Origin of the sequence: Aminobacter sp. BA135 (assembly GCF_050859125.1) — a bacterium.
GTDB lineage: Bacteria > Pseudomonadota > Alphaproteobacteria > Rhizobiales > Rhizobiaceae > Aminobacter > Aminobacter ciceronei.
This window is the reverse complement of sequence record NZ_CP139573.1, coordinates 382,820-407,344: the sequence shown is the minus strand read 5'-3', so window position 1 is coordinate 407,344 and position 24,525 is coordinate 382,820. Positions and strand designations below refer to the sequence as shown.

Genomic DNA, 24,525 nt, shown 5'->3' with positions numbered 1-24,525 from the left:
CTTCCGCACCTTCCGATTGCGGACCAGCGAGCCATTGTTTGGCGCTGACTGCAAGTGTCAAAAGCTGCCCGGTCGCCGTCTTGGCAGGACGGCAGCCGATCACATGCGTATGCCTTCGAAAAGCTCGCGCTCGCGAGCCAATCCCTCGCCGACGACGTCGAAGAAGGCACGGACACGCGCCGTGCCCTTCAGGTCCTGATGGGTGACGATCCAGAGCTCGCCGGCCAGTTCCTCGATCGGCCGGGCCAGCGCGCGCACCAACCCCGGCTCGCCGTCGCCGAGATAACAAGGCAGGAGTGCCAGGCCGATGCCGGCCCGGGCCGCCACCGACTGGTTGACCAGGCTGTTGGTGCGGTAGACGAAACGCTCGGCCGGGACGTTGCGGTCCAGCCAGTCTGCGGCCGTGATGCCGCCCGCCGTCTCCTCCCAGCCGACCAGGGCATGCGGTCCGAGCGCCGCTGTGTCGCGGATCGCACCATCATGGGCGTCGAGATAAGCCGGCGAGGCAAAGAAGGTCCAGGCGACGCCGGCAAGCTTGCGGCCCCAGAGGTCGCCTTCCCTGGGCCGGATCGGCCTGAGCGCCACGTCGGCCTCGCGACGCGACAGGCTGAGAACACGGTTCTCGATGGCCAGTTCGACAACGATGCCGGGATGCACGGCGCGGAACCCGGCCAAATGCTTGGTCAGCCTGGAGTAGGCGAGCGTTTCCGACGAGGTGACGCGCAGCCGCCCGGACAACCGGCCATCGGCGCCAGCGATGTCGCGTGCCAGCGCCAGCGCCTCGTCCTCCATGCGCTCGGCAGCCGCCGCCATGCGCTCGCCTGCCGGTGTCAGCTGGTAGATGCCGCCGGGCAGGCGCTCGAACACCCGCACCGCCAGTTTCTGTTCGAGCCCGTTGAGCCTGCGAAACACCGTCGAGTGGTCGATGCCGAGCAATGCTGCGGCTGAGGTGAGGCTGCCAGCACGGGCCACGGCGAGCACCAGCCTGAGTTCATTCCAGTCTTCCATGCATATGTTCTAGCACTTCGTATCTTTGCAGTCATGCAAGCGTGGTTGGCAAAATGCCAATGAGCGTTGCGAGATCGCAAGATCTAGATTGTCCCCTGAAGCAACGACCGTCAGGTCAGAACCCAAGAGGACAGACCATGAAACTCTACTATGCCACCGGCACCTGCTCGCTTTCGCCCCACATAGTGGCGCTGGAAGCAGGTATTCCGCTCGACATCGAGCGCGTCGACATCATGAGGAAGCCGCATGTCACCGGCGCAGGCCAGGACTTCACCAAGGTGAACCCGAACGCCTATGTGCCGGTGCTCGAACTCGACGACGGCTCGCTCCTCACCGAGGGGGCAGCGATCGTGCAGTATCTTGCCGATCTCAAGCCGGAAGCCGGGCTGGCACCGGCGGCCGGCACGCGCGAGCGTTACCAGTTGCAGTCCTGGCTCAACTTCGTCGCCACCGAACTGCACAAGATGTACAGCCCGTGGCTGTTCCACCCCGAATATGGCGTCCAGGCGCAGGAGGTGGCGCGCGGCAAGATCACCGAACGTCTGGCTTATGTCGAACGCCATCTGGAGCGCAGCAGCCTCTATCTGATGGGCGAGACCTTCACCGCCGCCGACGCCTATCTCTTCACCATTGTCGGCTGGTCCGCCTATGCCAAGGTTGACCTCTCCGCCTTCCCGCAACTGCGCGCCTACATGGATCGTGTCGGCGCGCGGCCCAAGGTGCGCGACGCGATGCGGGCCGAAGGCATGAAGCTCGCGGCCTGACCATGGGCCAGGGACTTGCCTGGGCCCTGCTGGTGGTGGCGGGCGTGCTCGACGTTGCCTGGGCCGTGTCGATGAAACATGCCGAAGGCTACACTCGGCCCGGTTGGACGGTGGTCTCGGTGCTTCTGCTGGCAGCCTTCGTCTATCTGCTTGGCAAGGTACTTCAGGTCCTGCCCGTCGGCACCGCCTATGCGGTGTGGACCGGTCTTGGCGCAGCCGGCACGGTCATTATGGGCGTCGTGTTGTTCGGCGAGACGCTTGGGCCGTTGAAGCTGGGTGGCGTCATTGTCGTGCTTGCCGGCATCGCCATGCTGAAGCTGGCGGAAGCCTGACGCAAAAGAAAAGCCCCTCCGCGGAGGGAGGGGCAGTCGGGGGAGGGGTCTGGGAATGATCAGGCAGCTTCGCGCAGTTCCGTGCTGTCGGCCTTCACGCGCTCGGATTTGGGATCGTAGGGCGCCTTGAGATGAGCCGTTGCCTTGTAGCGTTCACCGGCAAGGTCGATCTCGAAGCGGCCGCTTTCGATGAAGTCCTTGTCGACGCCGGCCTCGTTGTGCAGCAAGCCGAGCGCCACCGAGCGGCCGAGCGTGTGGCCGTAAGCAGCCGAGCGCACTTCACCGACTGGTTTGCCGTCGCGCAGGATCAGTTCACCGCCCCAGAGCATGGGTGCCGCATCGTCCACCGTGAATTGTGCGATGCGGCGGGTGAGCTTGCCCTTGGCCTTGGCGGCGACCAGCGCCTCCTTGCCGATGAAGCCGTCAGGCTTGTCCAGCGATACGGCGAAGGCGAGGCCGGCCTCGTACGGGGTGATATCGGGCGTCAGCTCGCGGCTCCAGGCGCGGAAGCCCTTCTCGATACGCAGCGCTTCCAGCGCATAGTAGCCGCAGTCGGCAAGGCCATGCTCGCGGCCCGCTTCGTGCAGCGCCTCATAGACGCCGACGGCGAATTCGGTCGGCACGATCAGCTCCCAGCCAAGCTCGCCGACATAGGTCATGCGGTTGGCGTAGGCGGTGGCATAGCCGATGTCGATCTCGCGGATGGTGGCGAAGGGGAAGCCGGTATTGGAGAGATCGGCCGAGGTCAGCTTGGCCAGGATGTCGCGCGAGCGTGGCCCCATCAGCGCCAGCACGGCATAAGACGAGGTGACGTCGGTCAGCGTCACATGCGCGTCCTCGGGGACGTTCTTTGAAATCCAGTCGGCATCGTGCACCGCCTGGGCCGAGCCGGTGACGAGCAAGAACTTGTCGTGGCCGAGACGCATCACGGTAAGATCGCTTTCATAGCCGCCGCGCTCGTTGAGCAGGCCGGTATAGATCGAGCGACCGATCTCGACGTCGATATCGGCTGCGCAGATGCGGTTGAGCACTCGAGCTGCGTCGCGGCCCTGCACCAAAATCTTGGCAAACGAGGTCTGGTCGAAAATGCCTGATGCCTCGCGGGTGGCCTTCATCTCGCGCTTCACCGCCTCATGCCAGTTCTGCTTGCCGAAGGCGTATTGTGTCTCGGGCTTCTCACCTTGGGCGGCGAACCAGTTGGCGCGCTCCCAGCCCATCTTGGAGCCGAAGCAGGCGCCCTTCGCGGCGAGCCGGTCGTACAGCGCGGAGCGGCGGAAGGGACGGGCGGTGTCGAGCTCTCGGTTCGGCCAGGGCATGGCGTAGTGCAGGCCGAGCGTTTCCTTGACGCGGTCGTGCAGCCAGCGCGGATTGTTGTTGAAGCCGGCAAAGCGCCTGATATCGACCGGCCACAGGTCCATGGTCGCTGCACCATTGACGATCCACTCGGCCAGCGCCCGGCCGGCGCCGCCGGCACTGGCGATGCCCATCGAATTGAAACCGGCGCCAACGTAGAAATTCTTCAGTTCCGGTGCCTCGCCGAGGATGAAGTTGTTGTCGGCGGTGAAGCTTTCGGGCCCGTTGTAGAATTTCTTGACCTCTGAGGTTTCCAGCTGCGGCACGCGGACAAGCGCGTTCTGCATCAGGATCTCGAACTGGTCCCAGTCGTCGGGCAGAAGCGCGAACTCGAAATCGTCGGGGATGCCCTTCATGCCCCACGGCTTGGCCTCGGGTTCGAAGCCGCCCATGACCAGGCCGCCGACCTCTTCCTTGAAATAGATGTAGCCGTCGGGGTCGCGCAGCACCGGCAGGTCCGGATGCACACCCTCGATCTTGCCAGTGACGATGTACATGTGCTCTGCCGAATGCAGCGGTACGGTCACGCCGCACATCGCGCCAACCTTGCGCGCCCACTGTCCGGCGCAGTTGACCACGATTTCGGCTGCGATGTCTCCCTTGTCGGTGGAAACACCTGTCGCCCGGCCGTCCCTGGTCTGGATGCCGGTGACGCGGACACGCTCGATGACCCGCGCGCCGCGGTTGCGCGCGCCCTTGGCCAGCGACTGGGTCAGGTCGGTCGGGTTGGCCTTGCCATCGCCCGGCAGCCAGACCGCGCCGACCAGGTCGTCGATGGCCATCACCGGCCATTTCTCCTGCGCTTCCCTGGCCGAAATCACCTCGATGTCGACGCCCTGCGCGCGGGCCGAGGCGGCGGTGCGCTTCAGCACGGTCATGCGGTCGGCGCTGCGTGCCACCGACAGCGAACCGCAGTTTTTCCAGCCCGTCGCAAGCCCGGTCTCGGCCTCGAGTTCGCTGTAGAGCTGGGTCGAGTATTTGATCAGGCTGGTCATGTTGGCGTGGCTGCGCAGTTGCCCGACGAGGCCGGCGGCGTGCCAGGTGGTACCGCCACTCAGCTGGCCCTGCTCGAGCAGCACGACATCGGTCCAGCCGAGTTTTGTCAGGTGATAGGCGACCGAGCAGCCGATGATGCCACCGCCGATGATGACGACGCGTGCCTGCGTCGGGAATTGCTGCGCCATGATGAAAGAACCTCCCAAAGGTGATGCTTGTCACCATATCTTGATCGCAACAAAATGCAACACAAAATGCAACAAATAGCCACATTAGATCACGCGCCTGATGGCGACCTTGCGGCTGCGTGGCGCGGCTGGCAGAAATTTTCGCGGCGCTGTCGGAACGCGCCGCCGCCGAACGTCTTGAAGACGTAAAGCCGGCAGGGGCGATGAAGGAGAATGACATGAGAAAGATCGTGGTGGGTGCATTCATGAGCCTCGACGGCATCATGCAGGCGCCGGGCGGACCGGACGAGGATCCGATCGGCGGCTTCACATTTGGCGGCTGGGCCGCGCCCTATTTCGACGAGACCATGACCGAGGCGGTGGGTGGGATGTTCGCCAGGCCCTTCGACCTTCTGCTCGGGCGCAAGACCTGGGACATCTTCGCCGCGCACTGGCCTTATGTCGACGCCGACGACCCGATCGGCCCGCTGTTCGACCGCATCAACAAATATGTGGCGACACGCAACCCCGAGCTGAAGCTCGGCTGGCAGAACAGTCATTCGCTCGGCCCGGATGCGGTAGCTGCCGTGCGCAAGCTGAAGGCCGAAGACGGGCCGGACCTCCTCACCCAGGGTTCGACCGATTTCCTCAAGACCCTGCTCGCCAGCGACCTCGTCGACGAGCTCAACGTCTCGATCTTTCCGCTGGTGCTCGGCAAGGGCAAGCGCCTGTTCGGCGACGCGGCGCTGCCGTCGAAGCTGAAACTGGTGTCGTCCAAGGTTTCCGGCACGGGCGTGACCGTCAACAAATATGTCCGCGACGGCGATATCGTCACCGGCTCGTTCGAGTTCGAGACGCCGACCGAGGCGGAACTGGAGCGGCGGCGGAAGCTGACCTGACGTTCACGCAAAAGGCGGCGCGACGTGGCGCCGCGCTTCGCCATCTATTCCCCGACGATCACCTTCGGCCCCTTGCGCTCCAGCGCCTCGACCATCGCTGCGGGCGGAGGAGCGTCGACGATGACGCCGGCGGCGAGTTCGAAGCGGGGGATGCGCAGCGGCGTCAGCCGGCCGAATTTGGAACTGTCGAGCACGAAATAGGCGCGGGCGGCAGTCGCCGCCATGCGCGAGCGCTGTTCGGCGCCGTTGCGGGTGAAATCGGTAATCTCGCCGTCGGGCGACAGCGCGCCGCCGCCGAGAAAGGCAATGTCGATGCGGAAGCGGCCTATGGAGTCGAGCGCGTCGATGCCGACGGCGGCTTCTTCCGACGGGTCGATCTCGCCGCCCAGCATGTGCACACGGAGATGCTGCTGGCGGCACATATGCAGCGCGATCGTCAGGCTGGTGGTGCAGATCGTCAGGTTCTGCTTGCCTGTCAGCGCATGCGCCACGGCGAGCGTGGTCGTGCCGGAATCGAGGAACACCACCATGCCGTCCTCGACAAGTGCTGCCGCCGCCCGGCCGATTGCCTCCTTGCCGCCGGCATTCTCCTGGCTGCGCAGGGTGAGCGTCGGTTCGGTCGCCTCGAACAGGGTTGCGCCGCCATGGACGAGGTCGAGCTGGCCGCGCTCGGCTAGTAGCTTCATGTCGCGCCTGATGGTCTCGCGCGAAACGTCGAAGAAGGCGGCAAGCTCGGTAATGCCGACCGAGCCGTCGGCGGCCAGCCGCCTCAGGATCTCGTCGTGGCGTCGCGGCGCGAGCGCCTTGTGGTTCTGCGAGTCGGACATGCACTCTATGTGGCGGCATTGCACCTGTTATGGCAAGCAGATGTTGCAATATGTGGCATGTGGAGTGTGGCGCCACATCGGAACGCCGTATATGTCTGTTCGGACGCGCTCGCCCGCCGGATCGTAGGCGCAGCGCTCGACGATCGTCGCCCGGCTGCGGTGGCGAAGGCCTCGACCTCGATTTCCTTGAGGTCCATCTCCTCACCATACTGGTTCCTTGCCACGGCGCAGAAAGCCAGGTCACCGAAGGTGACGGCTTTCCGTGACTGGCTGTTGAGCATTACTGCGCCCGTGGCAGCTGTCGGGCAGTGAACCAGGACTGCCTGGAGTAACGCTACCAAGAATCGTAATGTTGCATTTTGTGCTATTTTGCGCTAATTTGTGCCTCGACGGTTTTGGCCTGGGAAAAGTCGAGCTCCTGCCTTGCCGCATGCGCCGGGAGGGCCACATGAACGTGCCAAGCAAGCACACGGACTTCGATGTGGCAGCCCGCTGGCCGGGCGTGAGTTTCCAGCGTCTGGTGCCGCGATCCCAGGTGGCGCAGGCATCTGCCGCGTTCTCCATCCTGCTCTTGCAGGGCTTTTCCCAGCTCTGCCTGTCGTCACTGGTCGAACCGTTGCGGCTCGCGAATTCCCTCGCCGGTGCCGAGCTGTTCCGCTGGAAGCTCGTCAGCCTCGACGGCCGCTCGGTGGCGAGCGCCAGCGGCATTTCGGTTGAGGTTTCCGGCAGCTTCGCCGAGGCGGCCAGGGCGCTGCCGTTCGAGCCGCAGGCGGCATTGGCGATCTGCGCCGGGGAAGGTGTGGAACGGCACGGCTCGCAGGAACTGCGCGCCTGCCTGCGCCGTGTCGGCCGCGCCCAACTCCCGATCTATGCCTTGGGCACCGCAACCTGGCTGCTGGCCGACGCTGGATTGCTCGGTGACGCCCGTTGCACCATCCACTGGGGCAAGATGGCGGCGCTGTCCGAGACCTTTTACGACCTCGCCATCGACGATGCGCTGTTCGTGCGTGATGGCCAGATCATCACCTGCGCCGGTGAGTTGGCGGCCTTCGACCTCGCCATCGACATCGTGCAGGAGCGCTGCGGCACCGAGCTGGCGCGCAGCATCTGCCAACACGTCACAGCCGACCGCTGGCGTGATGGCGCGGCCTGCCAGTCGGTGCCACCCGGCCTGCGCTACGGCAACACCGGCAAGAAGCTGTTGCGCATCATCCAGCTTATGGAAAAGCACATCGAAGAGCCGCTGTCGCTCGAGGAGATCTCGGAGCGGGTTACGCTGTCGCGCCGCCAGATCGAACGGCTGTTCGAACGCCATCTCGCGACAACGCCGTGGCAGCATTATCTCGGCCTGCGGCTTGCCAAGGCGCGCCAGCTGATCGAGCTGACGGCGGTGCCGATCATGGACGTCGCGGTTGCCTGCGGCTTCGTTTCGTCATCGCATTTCTCGAAAAGCTTCCGCGATCACTTCAAGGTCCTGCCGAGCAAACTGCGGGCGGCGGCAGCCTAGCCGTCCCGATCCAAGCCTCGACCGATCTTCAGGTCCGCATGGGCAATGACGCGTTCAAGGCCGCAGCCCTGCACCAGTCACGAATGGCTATGGATCGCGCCGATGCCGCTCTTTCATTGGGAGCCGATAAGGTGCGCCTGCGTGCGTTGATCGACGCGAGCACCTGAGTTCGTTCGCACATCGAGCCGAAACTTCGCCGGCATCGTGGTCGACATGGGTCTGTGCCATGTCGGGCGCGGCGCGCATCATTGGGTACCAGAAGGCATGTGCGGCTGTGGCGGTTTGCGCGGGGGGATGACCCGACGATATCGGCGCTGCTCGTGCCGCGAAGGTGCCTGACGCCATCCGCTCTCCAACGACAATGCCGGCGAAGCCTCCACGCGACCTCTCCCCGGGGCTGCTCTGACGCCGGACCTGCCTTGGCCTGCAACGGCTTCGCCGACCTTCTTCCCCTGGCCTGAAGGCCATTCCTCGCGAGGCAACAAGGTCGGCTGACGCCGTCCTGCGCTGTCGCTTCGGTCCGCCGGATGCAGTCGGCAGAACCCGCGTCCATCGACCGCCATCGAGGCCGCAAGGGGCGGCTTCGGACAAACAGTCAGGAGATACGAAAATGGCTCAGATCGGCACCTTCACCCGCGACGAAAACGGCAACTTCGCCGGGACCATCAGAACCCTCGCACTCATCGTCAAGGCCACCATCAAGCCCTGCGACCGCGACAACGAAAAGGCACCCGACTACCGCATCAGCGCAAACGGGGTCGAGCTCGGCGCAGGCTGGAGCAAGACCGCCAAGGAAACCGGCGCCGAATACCTCTCGGTCAAGCTCGACGACCCGTCCTTCACCGCTCCGGTGTACGCCTCCCTGGTCCAGGGCGACAAGGGCGAGCACAAGCTCATCTGGTCGCGATGAACCAGCAAGGGCGCTCCGCTCACCGGCGGGGTGCCCACCTCACGCACTCCGGTATTATGCGGAGCAAAAAACACAGCAAACGCCCGGAAACCGGGCATCGCAGCCGCCGACCCCGCATAACGACGCGCTACGCATAATCCGTCCTATGTAGAGCTCTACATAACGTGGAACTCGGCGCCGCCTGGCAGAAGCACTCCGAGCAGAGCGGCCGCGACTACCTGTCGGTCAAGCTGGACGATGCGAGCTTCCAGGCTTCTATCTACGCCACCCTGGTCCAGGTGGAAGGCGAGCAGGGTCTCCAGTTCATCTGGTTCCGCCCTAACCGGGAGTAGCCGCGGAGCCGGCCCGCCCACAAGGCGGGGTCACAGCTCTGGTCCTTGGAGCGTCAGCGGTGTCTCAGCCAACTCAAGACCCGCCTTCCGCACGTCCATTGGCGCCCGGTAGCTCCGTCTTCTCATCGTCGTCTCCAGGTGCTTCCGAGCGCGCCGGTTTCGTCGACGGTTTCGATCATGGCTTGTTCGTTGGTACCGATCTGACCCCAGTTGGGAATGACCGATGCGCCGCCAAACAAGGTCGGCTGGAGAGTGAGGCCGTGGAACCGGCACATGTCCCAAGTCCGGTCGGCGCGGTCGGGGAAAGGAGCTGAAGTGCGGAGGCGCGAAGGAAGTCGTCCCAGGCCGATGCCTGTCTCGGCGGGCCGGTCCCCACCCATGTCGCTACAGCACAGTTTCCTCCTCCTTGGTGCCGCCCAAATGACCGATCCGGTCGAGGGCGCTGAAGCTGGTCGCGGGTCAATGGAATCGAGCACGATGGCCTAACAGCCGGCTTTGCCGTGGCGCGCGATCACTATCGGTGCGATATCGAAGGACGGATCAGGCACCACGAGGCCGCTGTCAAATTTGAGCGCGGTGGGGATGGTCCCCGACGAGATCTTCAAGCCGCCCAAGCCGACAAAGACAGTGCGCAGCACATCCCCGTTTATTGTGCAGTCGGCTGCGCCGCCGCTCTGGACGATGATCCCGCCGTTCCGAAGGAGCGGTCCAAGGGCGCAATTATACGTCGCTGACGCGACGCCTTGCTCAACGGCCTGTCCAGCCAGCCGCTCCAGACGAACGCACGAGTGTCCGTTCGCTATTCAGGAGCAATCTGAGCCGTGGCTGTCCCGCACTTCTCCGTCAGCATCGTCAGCCGCGGTGACGGCCGCAGCGCGGTGCTGTCGGCCGCCTACCGGCATTGCGCGAAGATGGAGTACGAACGCGAAGCGCGCTCGGTCGATTACACACGCAAAACGGGGCTGCTGCATGAGGCGTTTTCGGTGCCGCCCGATGCGCCGCAATGGCTGCGCAGCCTGATTGCCGACTGTTCGGTAGCAGGTGCTTCGGAAGCCTTCTGGAACAAGGTCGAGGCTTTTGAGAAACGCTCGGATGCCCAGCTTGCCAAAGACATCACAATCGCCTTGCCGCTGGAGCTTTCTGCCGAGCAGAACATCGCGCTGGTGCGTGATTTCGTCGAGCGACACATCCTCGCCAGGGGCATGGTTGCGGACTGGGTCTATCATGATGCGCCTGGCAATCCGCATGTCCATCTGATGATGACCCTGCGGCCGCTGACCGAAGACGGCTTCGGTGCCAAGAAGGTTGCCGTCATTGGTCAGAATGGCGAAGTCTTGCGTAACACCGCCGGCAAGATTGTCTATGAGCTATGGGCCGGCGGCATGGACGACTTCACGGCCCTTCGCAATGCCTGGTTCGAGATCCAGAACCAGCATCTGGCACTCGGCGGGATCGATCTGCGCGTCGATGGCCGCTCTTATGCCGAGCGTGGCATTGATCTCGTGCCAACCACCCATATTGGTGTTGGCGCCAAGGCGATCCAGCGCAAGTCAGCGATTGAAGGCCATGAGATGTCGCTCGAGCGGATCGATCTGCTCGAGGCACGGCGCAAGGAGAATGCGAACCGGATCCTAAAGCGACCCGAGATCGTGCTCGACATCGTCTCCTCGGAGAAAAGCGTCTTCGACGAACGCGGCATCGCAAAGATCCTGCATCGTTATGTCGACGATGCCGACACGTTCCAGCAGCTGATGGTACGCATTCTGCAGAGCCCGGAGGCGTTGCGTATCGAGCGCGAAGGCATCGACCTTGCGACGGGAGCGAAGGTCCGTTCCCGCTACACGACGCGTGAGCTGATCCGCGTCGAAGCGAAGATGGCGAAGCAATCGCTGTGGCTGTCACAGCGCACATCACATGGCGTCCGGCAGAAGGTGCTGGACAGTGTCTTGGCGCGTCATTCGCAGCTGTCGCAGGAGCAGCGTGTCGCCATCGAACATGTGGTGGACGAGGCACGCATTGCAGCTGTCGTCGGTCGTGCCGGTGCAGGCAAGACCACGATGATGAAGGCAGCACGCGAGGCCTGGGAACTGGGGGTTATCGTGTTCGGTGCTGCCCTTGCCGGCAAGGCAGCGGAGGGCTCGAGAAGGAAGCAGGCATCGTCAGCCGCACGCTTTCGTCGTGGGAGCTGCGCTGGAAACAGGGCAGGGACCTGCTCGACAAAAGCACGGTGTTTGTTGTCGACGAGGGGCATGGTGGCCTCGAAGCAGATGGCACTTGTCGTCGAAGCAGCAACCCTGGCCGGCGCAAAGCTGGTGCTGGTTGGTGATCCCGAACAGCTCCAGCCGATTGAAGCAGGGGCTGCGTTTCGGGCCATCGTTGACCGCATCGGCTACGCTGAACTCGAGACCATCTACCGCCAGCGTGAAAAATGGATGCGGGCCGCCTCTCTTGATCTGGCGCGTGGCCGCGTCGCACAGGCGCTCGGGTTTATAGCGAGCATGGCAGAGTGCGCGGATCAGAGCTCAAGGCACAGGCGATCGCCAATCTGATCGCCGACTGGAACAGTGACTACGATCCGACCAAGACTACACTCATCCTGGCCCATCTTCGGTGACGTGCGCGAGCTCAACAGCCTGGCGCGTGAGAAGCTCGTCGAGCGCGGGATCGTCGGTGTGGGACATGCCTTCCGCACTGATGACGGTCTTCGCCGGTTCGATGCTGGCGACCAGATCGTCTTCTTCTCAAAAACGAGACTTCGCTCGGGGTGAAGAACGGCATGATCGGGCGTGTCGTCGAGGCGGCACCAAACCGGATCGTTGCGGCCATCGGTGAGGGTGAGCATCGCCGGCTGGTCACGGTCGAGCAGCGCTTCTACCCCAACATCGATCATGGTTATGCGACCACGATCCACAAGTCTCAGGGCGCGACCGTCGACCGGGTCAAGGTGCTGGCTTCGCTGTCGCTGGATCGGCATCTGACCTATGTCGCAATGACCCGCCACCGGAGGACATGGCACTCTATTACGGGCGTCGTTCCTTCGCAAAGTCAGGCGGGCTCAAGATGATTCTGTCGCGAACGAACGCCAAGGAAACCACGCTCGATTACGAGCGTGGCACACTCTACCGGCAGTCACTGCGCTTTGCCGCGAACCGTGGGCTGCACATATCGCGTGTTGCCCGTACGCTCGTTCGCGACCGGCTCGACTGGGTGCTGCGCCAGAAGGAGCGGCTTGCCGATCTGGCGCAACGGTTCCGTGTCCACGGCGCGCGCCTTGGCCTGTTGCAAAGCCCGACAATGCAAATCCGCAACAGGGCCGAACCGATGGTCGCCGGTGTTACGCTGTTTGCCAGGTCGCTGGCTGATGTCGTCGAGGAAAGGCTTCTCGCCGATCCGGCCCTTGCCAAGCAGTGGGAGGAGATGTCCACACGCTTCCGCTACGTCTTTGCCGATCCGGAGGCCGCTTTCCGGGCAATGGAATTCAATGCGCTTCTCACCGACCAAAGGGTCGCGCAACACACACTTGCTCAGCTCGTCAGCGAGCCGGCATCGCTCGGAGCATTGAAAGGGCGGACGGGTCTTCTCGCGTCAAAAGCTGACAAGGAGGCGCGCCATGTTGCCGAGGTCAATGTGCCGGCACTGAAGCGCGACATCGAGCGTTATCTCAAGCTGCGCCAGGTTGCTGCCGAGAGGATCGAAAAGGAGGAGCAGGCACATCGTCACCGACTGTCGATCGACATCCCGCGCTGTCGCCGGCGCTAGGTCCGTGCTGGAAACGATCCGCGAGGCGATCGACCGCAGCGATCTGCCAGCTGCTCTCGTCCATATCCGCGACAATCGCGAGGTGAGGCTGGAGATCGACGGCTTCAACCGTGCCATTGCTGAACGCTTCGACGAGCGGACGTTGCTTACCCACGCAGCCCGGGAGGCCTCGGGCTCTCTCTTCGACAAGGCCGCCGAGGGTCTTCGACCTCTCGAGCGCGAGAAGCTCCGTCAGGCCTGGCCGGTGATGCGCGCGCGGCCAGCAGATCGCTGCCCATGAGCGCACAGTGCTGACATTGAAGGAGACCGAGCAGTTGCGACTGGCACAGCGCGAGGGCTTGGCATGGAAGCTATGAGACACTGGCGCACGAAAATTGTGGCTGCTATCGCGGGGCAGATGCGGAGGCCTGCGACGATGATCATCGAGTTGAAATCGTCGCCAACCCGCGCATCGGCTTGGTCGTGTCATGAACGCGCGTTCCGGGTAGTCCCTCGATAACGTTCGAGCCGAGGCAGCGTACGCTTATGTGGCGAAAGCCGACGGTATGTCCTGCGCGTCGAAAGGGGTACGCAATGTCGTGGTGCATAAGGGAGCCTAGTATACGTCCACCACAAGCTTGAACAGGCAATCTCCAGGCTCGGCTAGTGCCGGAGCCCGTTGGCAGGCGACGACGAGACCCGACTGCACGAAGTGAACTGACCTGGCAGGCTCCGACGGCCCTGCAATCGGATTGTGTGCCGGCAAGATCTCCTGCCTCAACCTCGTCTCCCACGGTCACGGCTGGCTCGAATATCCCCTGACCGGCGCATAGGTGAAGGCCTGCCGGCCATCGACCCGCATGGATCGTGTCGGCCCAGCCGGCTCGACGATGGCGTCGGGCAGGGATGCCCAGATGTTTCAGCACACGCAGCACCCCCCCCGGGCAAGGGTTTCGCCCGCCCGTGACAATGACGCCCCGCCACCGAGTTCGGTCGTCAGGGCAGGAATGCCGAGCGCCTGGGCTGTCGCCGACAGTGTGCTGGCGCCGCCGCCGCCCGAACCGTCGCTGATCGAGCCGATGGGAGCGCCGAAGACATGCATGAGCTCGACAAGCTGTGCCGTCTCGGCAGCGGACTTGCCCACGCGGATCAGGCAGCAGGGGAGATAAAGCAGCGAGGTGCCACCGGAGTGCAGGTCGATGACGATGTCGGTGAGCGGCAGAAACACCTCTGAGACGTAGTGGGCGATCATCTCAGTCGGTGAGCCATTGGCGTCGCCGGGAAACATCCGGTGAGATTGCCCTGATCGAGCGGCGACACGCGTCTGCCTGCGTCGACCGCAGGATAGTTCAATGCCGGCAGGATGATGATCCGGCCGCGGAGCTCGTTTGCATCAAGCTGTCGGGCAAGCTTGCTGAGCGCCACCTGGCCCTCATACTCGTCGCCATGATTGCCTGATATCAAGAGTGCGGTTGGCCCGGCACCGTTCCTGAAGCAGACGACCGGGATGGGGATAGTGCCATAGGCGGAACGGTCACTCGAATACGGCAAACGCAGGCAGGAGATCTGCTTGCCGTCTTTGTCAAAATCAACGTCCGTCCAGATGCGTGTGTCGTTCGCCACCGATCCGTCCTCTCAATGCAGCAGCGTGTTGAGGAAAGACTGGGCGCGCGGATGGCTGGGCGTCGAAAAGAACGTCATCGGCGATGCCTGCTCGACAATGCTGCCCTGATCCATGAACACAACCTGGTCGGCAACCTCGCGGGCAAAGCCCATCTCGTGGGTGACGCAGATCATCGTCATGCCTTCGTGGGCCAGTCCGGTCATGACGTCGAGGACCTCCTTGACCATTTCCGGATCAAGCGCGGAGGTTGGCTCGTCGAACAGCATCAGCCGCGGGTTCATACACAGCGCCCGCGCGATCGCCACCGCTGCTGCTGCCGCTGACAGTTGCGCAGGGTATTTGTCGGCCTGTTCGGGAATGCGGACCTTTTCCAGGAAATGCCGCGCCAGGCTCTCAGCCTCCTTGCGGGGCATGGAAAGAACCGGCGCAGTGCCAGCGTGCAGTTCGACAACACAGTCAGATGTGGAAACAGGTTGAAGCTCTGGAACACCATTCCGGTCTGGCGACGCGCCAGTGCTGTCTCCCTGGCATTGTCACCCAGCCGGATCGTGCCAAGTGTAACGGTTCCCTGCTGGTAGGCTTCGAGCCCATTGAGGCAGCGGATCAAGGTCGACTTGCCCGAACCCGAGGGTCCGCAGATCACGACGCGGGAACCGCTTGGGATGGTGAGGTCGATCTCCTTCAACACATGGAAGGCGCCATACCACTTGTTGAGCGAGGATATCTGGACGGCAGGTTTGTCGTCTGTGAGGGTCATGAAGTACCTCTGTAATCGCTTGAAGCCAGCGATCTAAGCATCTGATTTCGTGTAAACGTGACTGGCGACTGGGATGCCGACTGGCCGCCTACCTCGCTGTCGGCCCCATCAGCCTGTTTTCAAGCCGTTTGATGGCTTGCGAAATGAGGAGTGCCAGACCGAGGAAGATCAGGCCGGCAACCATCAGCGGCTCGGCATAGCGATACGTCTCCGAGGCAATGTCGAAGGCCCGTCCCAGCATCTCCGGCACGGCAAGCACCGCCAGATAGGGCGTCGCCTTGAGGATCGAGACGAAGTAGTTGCCCATCGGTGCTGCGATGTTGCGCAGCATCTGCGGGGCGATGACAAAGAGGGTCATGTCGATCCTGCCGAGGCCAAGCGCTTTTGCAGCTTCGCCCTGGCCACTGGGAATGGCATCGATGCCGGCTTTGAACACCTCCGCGAGATAACCGCTGTAATAGAGGCTGAGCCCGATCATGCCTGTGGCAAGCGCACCAAGGCGAATGCCGTAAAAGGGCAGGATGAAATACAGGCAGTAGAGCCAGACCAGCACCGGCGTCCCTGATAAAGTCGATCAGGAAGCGGACGAACAGCCCTCCCAGCCCACCCGAGCGGCGGGTGAGTTCAAGGCCAAAGCCGACTACCGAGGCACCAACGCAGCTGACCGCTGCACCAGCAGCGTCATGCCGATGGCGCCAAGGATGGTCGGCACAGTCGAAAGCGCAAAGGCGAGATCAAACTGCACAACGCGCCTCCCTTGCCGGGTTGATGCGCCGTTCCACCCAACGTCCAAACAGCGCCACGGGATAGCAGACGATGAAGTAGGCCAGCAGCAGCGAGCTGTAGATCGGCACCGGGTCGTACTCGATCTGGGATATCTCCTTGGCGCGGAAGGTCATGTCGGTCAGCGTCACAGCGAGACAAGCGATGTCGCCTTCACAAGCTGGATCAGCTGGTTGATGAAGGTCGGGCTCATGGCGACCAGTGCCTGCGGCAGTTCGATGCGCAACAGGATGGTGGAACGCGAAAGCCCCAGTGCCAGGCCAGCTTCCTTCTGGCCACGGTCCAGTGCCTGCAGGCCGGCTCTCACCGCTTGGCTGGCATAACCGCCAATGTTGAGCCCCAGCACCATGGCGCTGACAGTCATTGCCGACAGCGCCAGTCCGGCAAGCGGCAGGGCGTAATAGAACACGAACAGCAGGATGATGACGGCGGAGCTGCGCCAGAACTCGATCACCGACGTCACCACGAACCGTGCCGGGCCCGTGGTCATGTATTGGGCGACACCAAAGACGAGGCCAAAGGGAATGGCAAAGACAAGGCCATAGAGCGTCACCAAAGCGGTGACGCGAAAGCCCTGCAGGATGCCGAGCCAGATCTCGAAGATGGTCATTTGCCGGCACCAGCCGTACCGCAGAGCTTCTCGACGGTGACGGTATCAGGCACTGTCTCGGTCTCGCCAAAGCCATATCTGGCCATGACCTTCGTCACCGCGCCGTCCTTCGTCAGCGCCAGTAGCCTTTCATCCCACAGTGCCCGCAAATCCCCGTCTTCACTGCGGAACGCCACAGCGGCATAAGTTGCCTGCTCGTCTGTCGTCACGAAGGGTGTCGCACTCTCCAGTCCTTTCAGCTTGCCGCTGGCAAGCAGCCCGATCACGGTGGGCGAGGACAGTACCGTCACATCGATGCGGCCGGCGCGCAGGGCCGAGATGTTGGCCTCGATGTCGGGAAACAGCAGCATGTTGCTTTCCGGCACACCGCGACAGTCGCATTCCTGACCGACACGCTGCCGCGGCCGGCGCCCATGATGATCTGCTTGCTGACGATATCGTCAAAGCCATGGATCTGTTTTGGATTTCCAGAAAGCACGATGGCCGCGTCATGGACCTTCAGATCGGGAGCGCCAAAGGCAACTGCCGGCAGCGCTCCGGCGTGATGGACAGACCTGATGCCACCGCATCGAAGCGGCCGGCCAGCAGGCCCGGGATCAGGGCGCCGAATTCGGTGACCCTGATGTCGATCTCATTGACGCCAAGTTCGGCAAAGGCGGCCCGCAACAGATCAGGATGCCATCCCTTGGCCTCGCCGGTGGCTTCATCGCGAAAGCCCCAGGGTGTCCGGTTGTGAATGCCGATGACGATCTTGCCTTCGCGCAGGATGCGCTCCTTGGTCGTCTCGGCAAAGGCCGGACCACCTGGCAAGGCAACGATCAGCGCGAGCAAAACGCACCACATGAATGCAAGCCGCAGGCGTACAGAACTTCTGAAGGTCATCTCTCTCTCCCATTGTTGTAAAAGGTGCCTGCCCAATCGCCGATCCAGGGCACGCCTGATGCGGGGCGCGTGGCATCGCTGCCTCGCCTCCTGCGACCCTGCAGTGCTTTCAGCCTCGCCGTTGACGGCTTTCGGTGGCTTTGTTGCAGTCGGGTGCGGTTGGGCGGAGACTATTGGTTCCAGCGTCCGCGCCGCGGTCACCCAATGCCTGGAGGTCCGCCAGAGCCGACTGAATTTGCGGCCAGGGGAATGCCGATGTGTCGCCCATGTTCTCGCCGCCGCCGGCAATGACCTTCAGCTTGGCGATCACCCCGGCGAGTGATTGGGCGGGAGTGCCTGCAACAGCGTCGAGGATCTCTTCTTCGGCCTCAACGGCCTGCGCCTCGGCAGCACGGGTTCGCGAGTATCCGACCTCCTGGTCGAGCTCGTCCCAACGTGCCTGCTGATCTGCTGGGCTGCGGTGCGCACCCGTCGTTCTCAGCTCCAACGCGTGGCTCAGAAGCCCTCAGGGCATTTCTGATCCTTATCTCCAGACGCTGCTGCAGCCGGCACAAAACACGGCCATGTGGTGTGCTTGTTCCCATTCCTGCAGCAGGACCACGCATGGGTCGATGGGCGCAAGCAAACGCGCAGCGATCTTCTCGGCCGTCTTACGCCAACCGAGCTGTCACCTTCCGCCCCGTCATCCACAGCACAGCTCTTCCTTCGTCCCCTTGGGTGACGAAAGGCAAAGCTGTGGTATTGTCGGAATCAGCCATGATCCGAGCTCCAACCAGCTTGGGTTTGGTCAGGCCAGCCACAGCGTTACCGCGCTCTGGTTGGCCGAATAGCGTGCAATGCAAGTGCATTGCACGTGCGAAATATGCACGGCCGAGCGGAAAGTTCAAGCACTGAATTCGATGACCAAGAAACCTTTTACGACCCGACTTGATCCTGCAATTTTAGAACTAGCTCAAAAGCTGGCAGAAGTGGACCGTCGATCGATTACTGCTGTCATCGAGGTTGCGCTCATTGAATATGCTGGACGTCGCGGCATTCGCGTGCCGGAAGACACAAAGGCGTAGTTCGCATGTCGAACTTTGGCAGAGACGTGTTTGGCAAATAATCAATTCTAGCTAATGTAGTTAAAGCCTTCAGGCGCTCGTGGGGCGCACTTCAGAGTGAGCTGGTGCAGAAGGCGTCGAGCGCATTCGAGCGGCGGCAGAACCGGCATGCGACTTACCATCGCCACTGCAAGAAATGAACTTCCATTAGTGGGCGCGTTGAAGCGGGGCAGGGTAGGGCGGGTCGCAGCTGCCGGCTAACGCCATGTCAGCCAACGCCAGCTTGTCATGGTCTAGCGAAAGCGCAACTCGCGAGATCTGGCCAGTCGTGCTGTTTCATCCGGGACGCCACGCGTTGGTCCTACACTTGGAGTCATAGCTAGACACAAAGCGGATCACCAGCTCGGTCAGGCTAGCTGGCGACGCAGGGAGCGTTTAAGCGTCATTTGCGAGAGCAGGGGATAGGCAAAGTTGGCAATAGAAGCCTTCTTTTTCCTCGTCGCGACGGCTGCTATGCGCCCTGATATCAGTCATTCGCGATCCGATATGAATATACCGAAGCTGCCCGTCGCTCCGGCGGATGAAATGTCTCGGAAGGGCGGAAAGCTGCCTGATACAAAGCAAAGATGAAGCGCTGTAACGACGGTACAGCCGCCGTTCGCGTCGCGATGCTGGAAAGAGAGCGCACGGCAGGACACGAGTCGGACTGTTCACTAGATCAAATTCCTGCCGCCGAGACATGAATTTGACGGCGACAAATGGCATCTTGGCGGCGGGGCCTGGGTCATATGGCGCTCAATTATGCGGCCGCACGCGTTCCGCCGATTTGTCGGCAAAGGCTGCAAGGCGGGCGCGAGCTTCGGGTTGGGTGTTGACGACACCCGCCAGCACGGCCTCGGCATAGGCAGCATCCAGCGCCGACATGTTCTGCATGTGACTGATGCCCGAGCAGATGGCGAAATTCGACAGGGGCAGGTTCTGCGCCGTCTTGCGGGCGACGTCCAGCGCCTTCTCAAGGCTGGAGCCTTCGGTGATGTACTGCGCCAGCCCCAAATCGACGGCCTCTTGCCCCTGATAGACGCGGCCCGTCAGCATCATGTCGACCATCCGCGCCTTACCGACCAGATCGGTGACACGGATCGTGGCGCCGCCGCCGGTGAACAGGCCGCGTTGGCCTTCGGGCAAGGCGAAATAGGTGGTCTGGTCCATCACGCGGATATGCGCGGCACTGGCCAGTTCCAACCCGCCGCCGACCACAGCCCCCTTCAGCGCGACGATGATCGGCACGCCACCGTATTCCATCTTGTTGAAGGCCTCGTGCCAGCGCAGGCACAGATGCATGAACTCGGCTGGGCTGCGATCGGCCTGGTGGTGTTCCACGAGATCAAGGCCGGCGCAGAAATGGTCGCCCGCCCCGGCCAGAACGATCGCGCGGATGCCGGCGCGGGGAGCGGCCGAGAAGAACTCGACCAGTTCCTCGATCGAGTGGGAATCCAGCGCGTTGCGCTTGGTTGGACGGTTCAGGGTCACGACCCATACGCCATCAACATGCGCCTTCAGATCAAGGTTTTTGAAGCGGGCGGCGTCTATTTGAACGGTCATGGAATTGGTCCTCTTTGCAGGAGTCAAATGCCGGCGGTGGCGCGGACACGCTGCAGGCCGGTCTCAGGCAGGATGTGGTGGCTGTAAAATTGCGCGGTGGCGATCTTTGCGGTCATGAAGTCGCTGCTGGCCGCCTCGGCCGCCAGAACCGCGCGCGCCATCTGCCAACCCGCGACAAGATTTCCGGCCAGCATTAGATAGGGCACGCCAGCGGCATAGGCAGCGTTGGGGCCGGCGGTCAGAAGATGGGCTACGACTGCCTGGAAGTCCTCGCGCGACGCAGCGACCCGATCCGCCAAGTCCCGCGCAGTCGAAGAGCCTTGGCGCAGGGCAGACTCTGTCTCGGCGATCATGCCGGACAGGCGCGTTGCGGTCGCCCCTTTGTCGCGCAAGGTTTTGCGACCTAGAAGGTCATTCGCCTGAATGGCGGTGGTGCCCTCATAAATCGGGAGGATGCGGGCGTCACGATAGTGCTGGGCGGCACCGGTTTCCTCGATAAAGCCCATGCCGCCATGGATTTGCACGCCAAGCGACGTGACCTGCACAGCCATTTCGGTGCAGAACCCCTTGACCAGCGGCACCAGGAATTCTGCCAACGCGGTGTCGCCCTGATCCTGCAATCCAGCTGCATAGGCGGCCAGGGACCGTCCTGCCTCGGTGGTGGCGCGCATCTGCATCAGCATCCGCTGCACGTCGGGATGGTGAATGATCGCGACGGCCTCTGACGCGCTGCCATCGACGGGGCGGCCCTGAACCCGCGTCTCCGCATAGGCCAGCGCCTGCTGATAGGCACGCTCGGCGATGGCCACGCCCTGAACGCCCACCGCGAAGCGGGCGGCGTTCATCATGGTGAACATGTATTCCAGCCCGGCGTTTTCAATCCCGATGACGAAGCCCGTCGCGCCTTCAAATCTCAGCACGCAGGTCGGGCTGGCGCGGACACCGAGCTTGTGTTCGATGCTTTGGCAATGGACGGCGTTGCGGCTGCCGTCGGGCAGGATCTTGGGCACCAGAAACAGGCTGATCCCCTTGATCCCTTTCCGCGCTCCCGGCGTGCGGGCAAGGACAAGATGGATGATGTTTTCCGCCAGATCATGCTCGCCATAGGTGATGAAGATCTTGGTGCCGGTGATGCGGTAGGTGCCGTCCGCCTGACCTTCGGCGCGGGTGCGCAGCAGCGCCAGATCACTGCCGGCCTGCGGTTCGGTCAGGTTCATGGTACCGGTCCAGCGGCCCGCCACGAGCTGCGGCAGGTAGGTCGCCTTCATCTCGGGATCGCCAAAGTGGCTGAGCGCCTCGATCGCGCCATCGGTCAGCAGCGGACACAGCGCAAAGCTCATGTTCGCGGCGTTCAGGATTTCCCCTGCCATAGCGCCCACCGTTCGGGGCAGGCCTTGGCCGCCGAACTCGACAGGGTGTGGCAAACCTTGCCATCCCATGTCGACAAACTTGGCATAGGCTGCACGGAACCCTTTCGGCGTGGTGACCTGTCCGCTGTCACAGCAAGAGCTTTCGCGGTCGCCGGATGCGTTCAGGGGAGCGATTTCATTGGCGCAGAAGCGACCGAGTTCTTCCAGAACGGCGGCGGCCATGTCGAGATCAGCCTCGCCCGGTGCAATATGGGCAAGATTGAACAGCATGTCCTCCATGGGGGCTTCATAGGTCATGACTGCGGCCCCAACGCGCGGGCGGTGGTGCGCAGGATGAATTTCTGGATTTTCCCGGTTGCGGTCTTCGGCAGGGCGCCGAAGACCACGGTTTTCGGCGCCTTGAAATGGGCAATACGGTCGCGGCAATAGGCGATGATTTCGGCCTCGGTCGGGCTTTCGCCGTCCCGCAGTTCCACAAAGGCGCAGGGGCTTTCGCCCCATTTTTCGTGCGGGCGGGCGACAACCGCAGCCGCCAGCACTGCGGGATGGCGATAGAGCACCGCCTCGACCTCGACCGACGAGATGTTCTCGCCCCCCGAGATGATCACGTCTTTCAGCCGGTCGCGGATTTGCAGATAGCCGTCGGGATGAACCACGGCGGCATCGCTGGACCAGAACCAGCCGCCTTGAAACGCCTCGGCTGTGGCGGCGATGTCCTTGTAATAGCCTTTCATCACCGTATTGCCGCGAATGGCGATTTCGCCCTGGGTCACGCCGTCGCGCGGCACATCCTGCCCGGTTGCGCGATCGACAACGCGTATATCTTCGACCATCGGAAAGGCCACGCCCTGCATCGCCTGTTTCTCGGCGCGCGCCGCGGCGGGCAGGGCGTCCCACTCGTCTTGCCAGAGGCATTGCGAGATGTGGCCGTAGGTTTCGGTGAGACCATAGACCTGCATAACATCCAGCCCAAGGGCGGCGGCTCTCTCCAGGATGGCTGGCGGTGGCGGGGCGCCTGCGGTCAGCACTTTGATTGCGGGATGGAACGGCCGCGCTTCGGGACTGTCGCATAGCATTTGAAGCACGATCGGGGCGGCGCCAAGGTGGGTGACGCGGTGCACCGCCATGGCTGCCAGCAGCTTTGCCGGCGTCGCGTCGCGGGTGAACACCAAATGGCCGCCGACGATGGCCATGGCCCAAGGGTGGTTCCAGCCGTTGCAATGGAACATCGGCACGATCGATAGATAGGTCGGATGCGGCGGCAAGGCCCAGCCCGCGACGGTGCCCATCGACATCAGGTAGGCGCCGCGATGGTGATAGATCACTCCCTTTGGCCGACCGGAGGTGCCGGAGGTGTAGTTCAAGGCCAGCGCCTGCCATTCATCGGCGGGCAAGGCCCAAGCCATTGGTGGATGGGCGACCAGATCGTTGTAAGTGATCTGGCCAATGCCGGTTTCGGCAAGGTCAGTGATGTCGACCACCGGGATTTCCTTGCCGTTGATCTGGAAGGCATGCCGAACCAGCGGTGCAAGCGCGGTATCGGCAATCACCAGCTTGGCGTCGGAATGGTCCAGGATATAGGCGATTGTCTCCGGTTCCAGCCGGATGTTGATCGTGTTCAGCACCGCGCCCAGCAGCGGCACGGCGTAGTGCAGCTCGAACAACTCCGGGATATTGGGCGACAGCACCGCAACGCTATCGCCGCGCCCGATTCCCATCGCCGCCAGCCCGGCCGCGACCGACCGGCAGCGCGCGCCGGTTTCTCCCCATGTGCGGCGAATCTCGCCATAAGTCACTGCCGGCAGATTGGCGTAAACCGTCTCGGCCCGTTTCAGGAACGAGAGCGGCGACAATGCAACATGGTTTGCCGCGTCGCGCATCGGGGCGTCAAAGTGCTGCTGCATGGCGTGACCTTTACAGGAAGGGAAGTTCGACCAGCTTGGCCGCGACCGGCCCCTGATCGCGCTGCACCTGCACGGTCCCGCCATCCGGAACGCTTGCCTCGATCAGGGCGTAGCCAATATTGGCCTTAACCCTCGGCGACCAAACGCAGTTCGTCATCATGCCGATGCGCTGGCCATTACGCAGGATATCCTCACGCCGGAACCCGAGAGGAGCAGGCTTGTCGCCCTCCAGCACCAGACCCATTTGGTGACGTTTAACGCCTTCGGCCTTGATGCGGCGCAGGGCGCGGATGCCCACCACATCATCGGGCACATCCAGATCGACATATCTGCCCAGGCGCACTTCGAACGGATTGGTCATGTCATCCGTATCGCCGCCTACCGAGACGAGGCCGCTTTCCGTCCGCTCTGCCGTCGCAGGCGCGCCAGGTCCGATGCCCCAGGGCTGGCCTGCCTCCTTGAAGAGGTTCCACAGTTCGGTGCCGCGGCTGCTATCCTTCAGATAGATCTCGAACCCGCCCTGTTTCGACCAGCCCGACCGCTGAACCGCTACCGGGATGCCTTCGATTTCGGTCTCCCGGAACCAGAAGTATTTCAGCCCGCGCACCCAGTCCCCCAGCACATGCGCCACCACATCCTCGGCCTTCGGCCCCTGCAGGGCCATCGGAGACACGTCGGGTTCGGAAACCGCGACATCTAGCCCCCGCTCGGCCGCGATAGCGCTGGCCCAGAACCAGATGTCGCTGTCTGCGATGGACAGCCAGAAGAGATCGTCCGCCAGTTTCAGCAGGATCGGGTCGTTGATGATGGTGCCGCGATGGTTGCACAGCGGCACATATTTGCCCTGACCCACTTTGCAAGTCGACAGATCGCGCGGGCTGAGTATCTGCGCCAGCCGCCCGGCATCCGGCCCCTTCAACTGTACCTGACGTTCGACGCCGACATCCCATTGCGAGACGCCGTTGATCAGCCGCCAGTATTCGGCCTCGGGGTCGCCGTAAGAGGTCGGCATGATCATGCGGTTGTAGATACTGGCTGTCGTCATGCCCTCGGCCACTGCGGATGCGTAGAACGGCGAGGGGCGCAGGCGCGCGGTGGGGAATACTTGGAACATGAG

General features: G+C 62.9%; 23 protein-coding genes and 5 pseudogenes. 12 read left to right on the top strand and 16 right to left on the bottom strand.

Going from position 1 to position 24,525, the window contains the following annotated elements; all coding sequences use genetic code 11:
• Positions 1-99: 99 nt before the first annotated feature.
• Positions 100-1,008, bottom strand: a complete 909-nt coding sequence (locus SLT36_RS29830; protein ID WP_067968047.1) for a LysR family transcriptional regulator — start codon at positions 1,006-1,008, stop codon at positions 100-102.
• A 137-nt stretch (positions 1,009-1,145) separates the two neighbouring features.
• On the opposite strand from SLT36_RS29830, the gene gstA reads away from it, so the two are divergent.
• A complete protein-coding gene (gene gstA, locus SLT36_RS29825) occupies positions 1,146-1,772 on the top strand; it encodes a glutathione transferase GstA (protein WP_432288689.1) in 627 nt (208 codons plus the stop codon).
• Between the two features lie 2 nt (positions 1,773-1,774).
• Positions 1,775-2,104, top strand: a complete 330-nt coding sequence (locus SLT36_RS29820) for a DMT family transporter (RefSeq protein ID WP_182575071.1) — start codon at positions 1,775-1,777, stop codon at positions 2,102-2,104.
• Between the two features lie 59 nt (positions 2,105-2,163).
• Here the strand turns inward: SLT36_RS29820 and SLT36_RS29815 are convergent, their stop codons facing one another.
• Entirely contained in the window at positions 2,164-4,641 is a 2,478-nt protein-coding gene (locus SLT36_RS29815; RefSeq protein ID WP_432288687.1) for a GcvT family protein, read from the bottom strand.
• A gap of 218 nt (positions 4,642-4,859) precedes the next feature.
• On the opposite strand from SLT36_RS29815, the gene SLT36_RS29810 reads away from it, so the two are divergent.
• Positions 4,860-5,519 carry a dihydrofolate reductase family protein gene (locus SLT36_RS29810; RefSeq protein ID WP_067968508.1) on the top strand — a complete coding sequence of 220 codons (660 nt, stop codon included), beginning with the start codon at positions 4,860-4,862 and terminating at the stop codon, positions 5,517-5,519.
• A gap of 44 nt (positions 5,520-5,563) precedes the next feature.
• On the opposite strand, the gene SLT36_RS29805 is transcribed toward SLT36_RS29810, so the two are convergent.
• On the bottom strand, positions 5,564-6,346 hold the full coding sequence (locus SLT36_RS29805; protein WP_432288685.1) for a DeoR/GlpR family DNA-binding transcription regulator: 783 nt from the start codon (positions 6,344-6,346) through the stop codon (positions 5,564-5,566).
• A gap of 448 nt (positions 6,347-6,794) precedes the next feature.
• On the opposite strand from SLT36_RS29805, the gene SLT36_RS29800 reads away from it, so the two are divergent.
• The 4 genes and pseudogenes from SLT36_RS29800 to SLT36_RS29785 form a co-directional block, all read left to right on the top strand.
• Positions 6,795-7,853 (top strand): GlxA family transcriptional regulator, encoded by a 1,059-nt coding sequence (locus SLT36_RS29800; RefSeq protein WP_432288684.1) that lies wholly within the window; start codon positions 6,795-6,797, stop codon positions 7,851-7,853.
• 38 nt (positions 7,854-7,891) lie between these two features.
• On the top strand, positions 7,892-8,020 hold the full coding sequence (locus tag SLT36_RS29795; RefSeq protein ID WP_432288682.1) for a hypothetical protein: 129 nt from the start codon (positions 7,892-7,894) through the stop codon (positions 8,018-8,020).
• A gap of 443 nt (positions 8,021-8,463) precedes the next feature.
• Positions 8,464-8,763 (top strand): DUF736 domain-containing protein, encoded by a 300-nt coding sequence (locus tag SLT36_RS29790; protein WP_432288681.1) that lies wholly within the window; start codon positions 8,464-8,466, stop codon positions 8,761-8,763.
• 161 nt (positions 8,764-8,924) lie between these two features.
• A pseudogene (locus SLT36_RS29785) lies at positions 8,925-9,095 on the top strand (DUF736 family protein); the annotation flags it as partial.
• A gap of 122 nt (positions 9,096-9,217) precedes the next feature.
• On the opposite strand, the gene SLT36_RS29780 reads toward SLT36_RS29785, so the two are convergent.
• Positions 9,218-9,370, bottom strand: a complete 153-nt coding sequence (locus SLT36_RS29780) for a WGR domain-containing protein (RefSeq protein ID WP_432288680.1) — start codon at positions 9,368-9,370, stop codon at positions 9,218-9,220.
• Positions 9,371-9,916: 546 nt separating this feature from the next.
• On the opposite strand from SLT36_RS29780, the gene traA reads away from it, so the two are divergent.
• The 4 genes from traA to SLT36_RS29760 all read left to right on the top strand — a co-directional run bounded on the left by traA (position 9,917) and on the right by SLT36_RS29760 (position 13,134).
• Complete coding sequence (gene traA / locus SLT36_RS29775; RefSeq protein ID WP_432288679.1) at positions 9,917-11,644, top strand: Ti-type conjugative transfer relaxase TraA; 1,728 nt, start codon at positions 9,917-9,919, stop codon at positions 11,642-11,644.
• Between the two features lie 227 nt (positions 11,645-11,871).
• On the top strand, positions 11,872-12,159 hold the full coding sequence (locus tag SLT36_RS29770) for a hypothetical protein (RefSeq protein ID WP_432288677.1): 288 nt from the start codon (positions 11,872-11,874) through the stop codon (positions 12,157-12,159).
• The gene (locus SLT36_RS29765; RefSeq protein ID WP_432288675.1) at positions 12,156-12,854 is read left to right on the top strand and encodes a BID domain-containing protein; all 699 of its coding nucleotides are present in this window, start codon (positions 12,156-12,158) and stop codon (positions 12,852-12,854) included. The genes SLT36_RS29770 and SLT36_RS29765 overlap by 4 nt, the downstream gene beginning before the upstream one ends.
• A 4-nt stretch (positions 12,855-12,858) precedes the next feature.
• Positions 12,859-13,134: a hypothetical protein gene (locus SLT36_RS29760; RefSeq protein WP_432288673.1), complete on the top strand. Its 276-nt coding sequence runs from the start codon at positions 12,859-12,861 to the stop codon at positions 13,132-13,134.
• 618 nt (positions 13,135-13,752) lie between these two features.
• Here the strand turns inward: SLT36_RS29760 and SLT36_RS29755 are convergent.
• From SLT36_RS29755 to SLT36_RS29720, 8 genes and pseudogenes are all read right to left on the bottom strand, one after another.
• Positions 13,753-14,258 (bottom strand): annotated as a pseudogene (locus tag SLT36_RS29755) (hypothetical protein).
• Positions 14,259-14,468: 210 nt separating this feature from the next.
• Positions 14,469-14,738, bottom strand: coding sequence for a hypothetical protein (locus SLT36_RS29750; RefSeq protein ID WP_432289229.1), 270 nt, complete (start codon positions 14,736-14,738; stop codon positions 14,469-14,471).
• 21 nt (positions 14,739-14,759) lie between these two features.
• Positions 14,760-15,214, bottom strand: a pseudogene (locus tag SLT36_RS29745) (ATP-binding cassette domain-containing protein); the annotation flags it as partial.
• An 88-nt stretch (positions 15,215-15,302) separates the two neighbouring features.
• Positions 15,303-15,773: pseudogene (locus SLT36_RS29740) on the bottom strand (amino acid ABC transporter permease); the annotation flags it as partial.
• 175 nt (positions 15,774-15,948) lie between these two features.
• Positions 15,949-16,607: pseudogene (locus tag SLT36_RS29735) on the bottom strand (amino acid ABC transporter permease).
• Positions 16,604-16,957, bottom strand: a complete 354-nt coding sequence (locus SLT36_RS29730; RefSeq protein WP_432288671.1) for a hypothetical protein — start codon at positions 16,955-16,957, stop codon at positions 16,604-16,606. Before SLT36_RS29730 ends, SLT36_RS29735 begins: the two are co-directional and overlap by 4 nt.
• A gap of 148 nt (positions 16,958-17,105) precedes the next feature.
• Entirely contained in the window at positions 17,106-17,489 is a 384-nt protein-coding gene (locus tag SLT36_RS29725) for a transporter substrate-binding domain-containing protein (protein ID WP_432288670.1), read from the bottom strand.
• Positions 17,490-17,598: 109 nt separating this feature from the next.
• Entirely contained in the window at positions 17,599-17,976 is a 378-nt protein-coding gene (locus tag SLT36_RS29720) for a hypothetical protein (RefSeq protein WP_432288669.1), read from the bottom strand.
• A gap of 412 nt (positions 17,977-18,388) precedes the next feature.
• Here SLT36_RS29720 and SLT36_RS29715 point away from each other — a divergent pair, with 412 nt between their 5' ends.
• Entirely contained in the window at positions 18,389-18,553 is a 165-nt protein-coding gene (locus SLT36_RS29715; protein ID WP_214390328.1) for a hypothetical protein, read from the top strand.
• Positions 18,554-19,327: 774 nt separating this feature from the next.
• Here SLT36_RS29715 and SLT36_RS29710 read toward each other — a convergent pair.
• From SLT36_RS29710 to SLT36_RS29695, 4 genes are read right to left on the bottom strand one after another with little or no spacing between them, the layout of a single operon-like run.
• Positions 19,328-20,134 (bottom strand): crotonase/enoyl-CoA hydratase family protein, encoded by an 807-nt coding sequence (locus tag SLT36_RS29710; protein WP_432288667.1) that lies wholly within the window; start codon positions 20,132-20,134, stop codon positions 19,328-19,330.
• 23 nt (positions 20,135-20,157) lie between these two features.
• Entirely contained in the window at positions 20,158-21,801 is a 1,644-nt protein-coding gene (locus tag SLT36_RS29705; RefSeq protein WP_432288665.1) for an acyl-CoA dehydrogenase, read from the bottom strand.
• A complete protein-coding gene (locus tag SLT36_RS29700) occupies positions 21,798-23,408 on the bottom strand; it encodes an AMP-binding protein (RefSeq protein ID WP_432288664.1) in 1,611 nt (536 codons plus the stop codon). Before SLT36_RS29700 ends, SLT36_RS29705 begins: the two co-directional genes overlap by 4 nt.
• 10 nt (positions 23,409-23,418) lie before the next feature.
• Positions 23,419-24,522: a glycine cleavage T C-terminal barrel domain-containing protein gene (locus SLT36_RS29695; RefSeq protein ID WP_432288662.1), complete on the bottom strand. Its 1,104-nt coding sequence runs from the start codon at positions 24,520-24,522 to the stop codon at positions 23,419-23,421.
• Positions 24,523-24,525 lie beyond the last annotated feature (3 nt).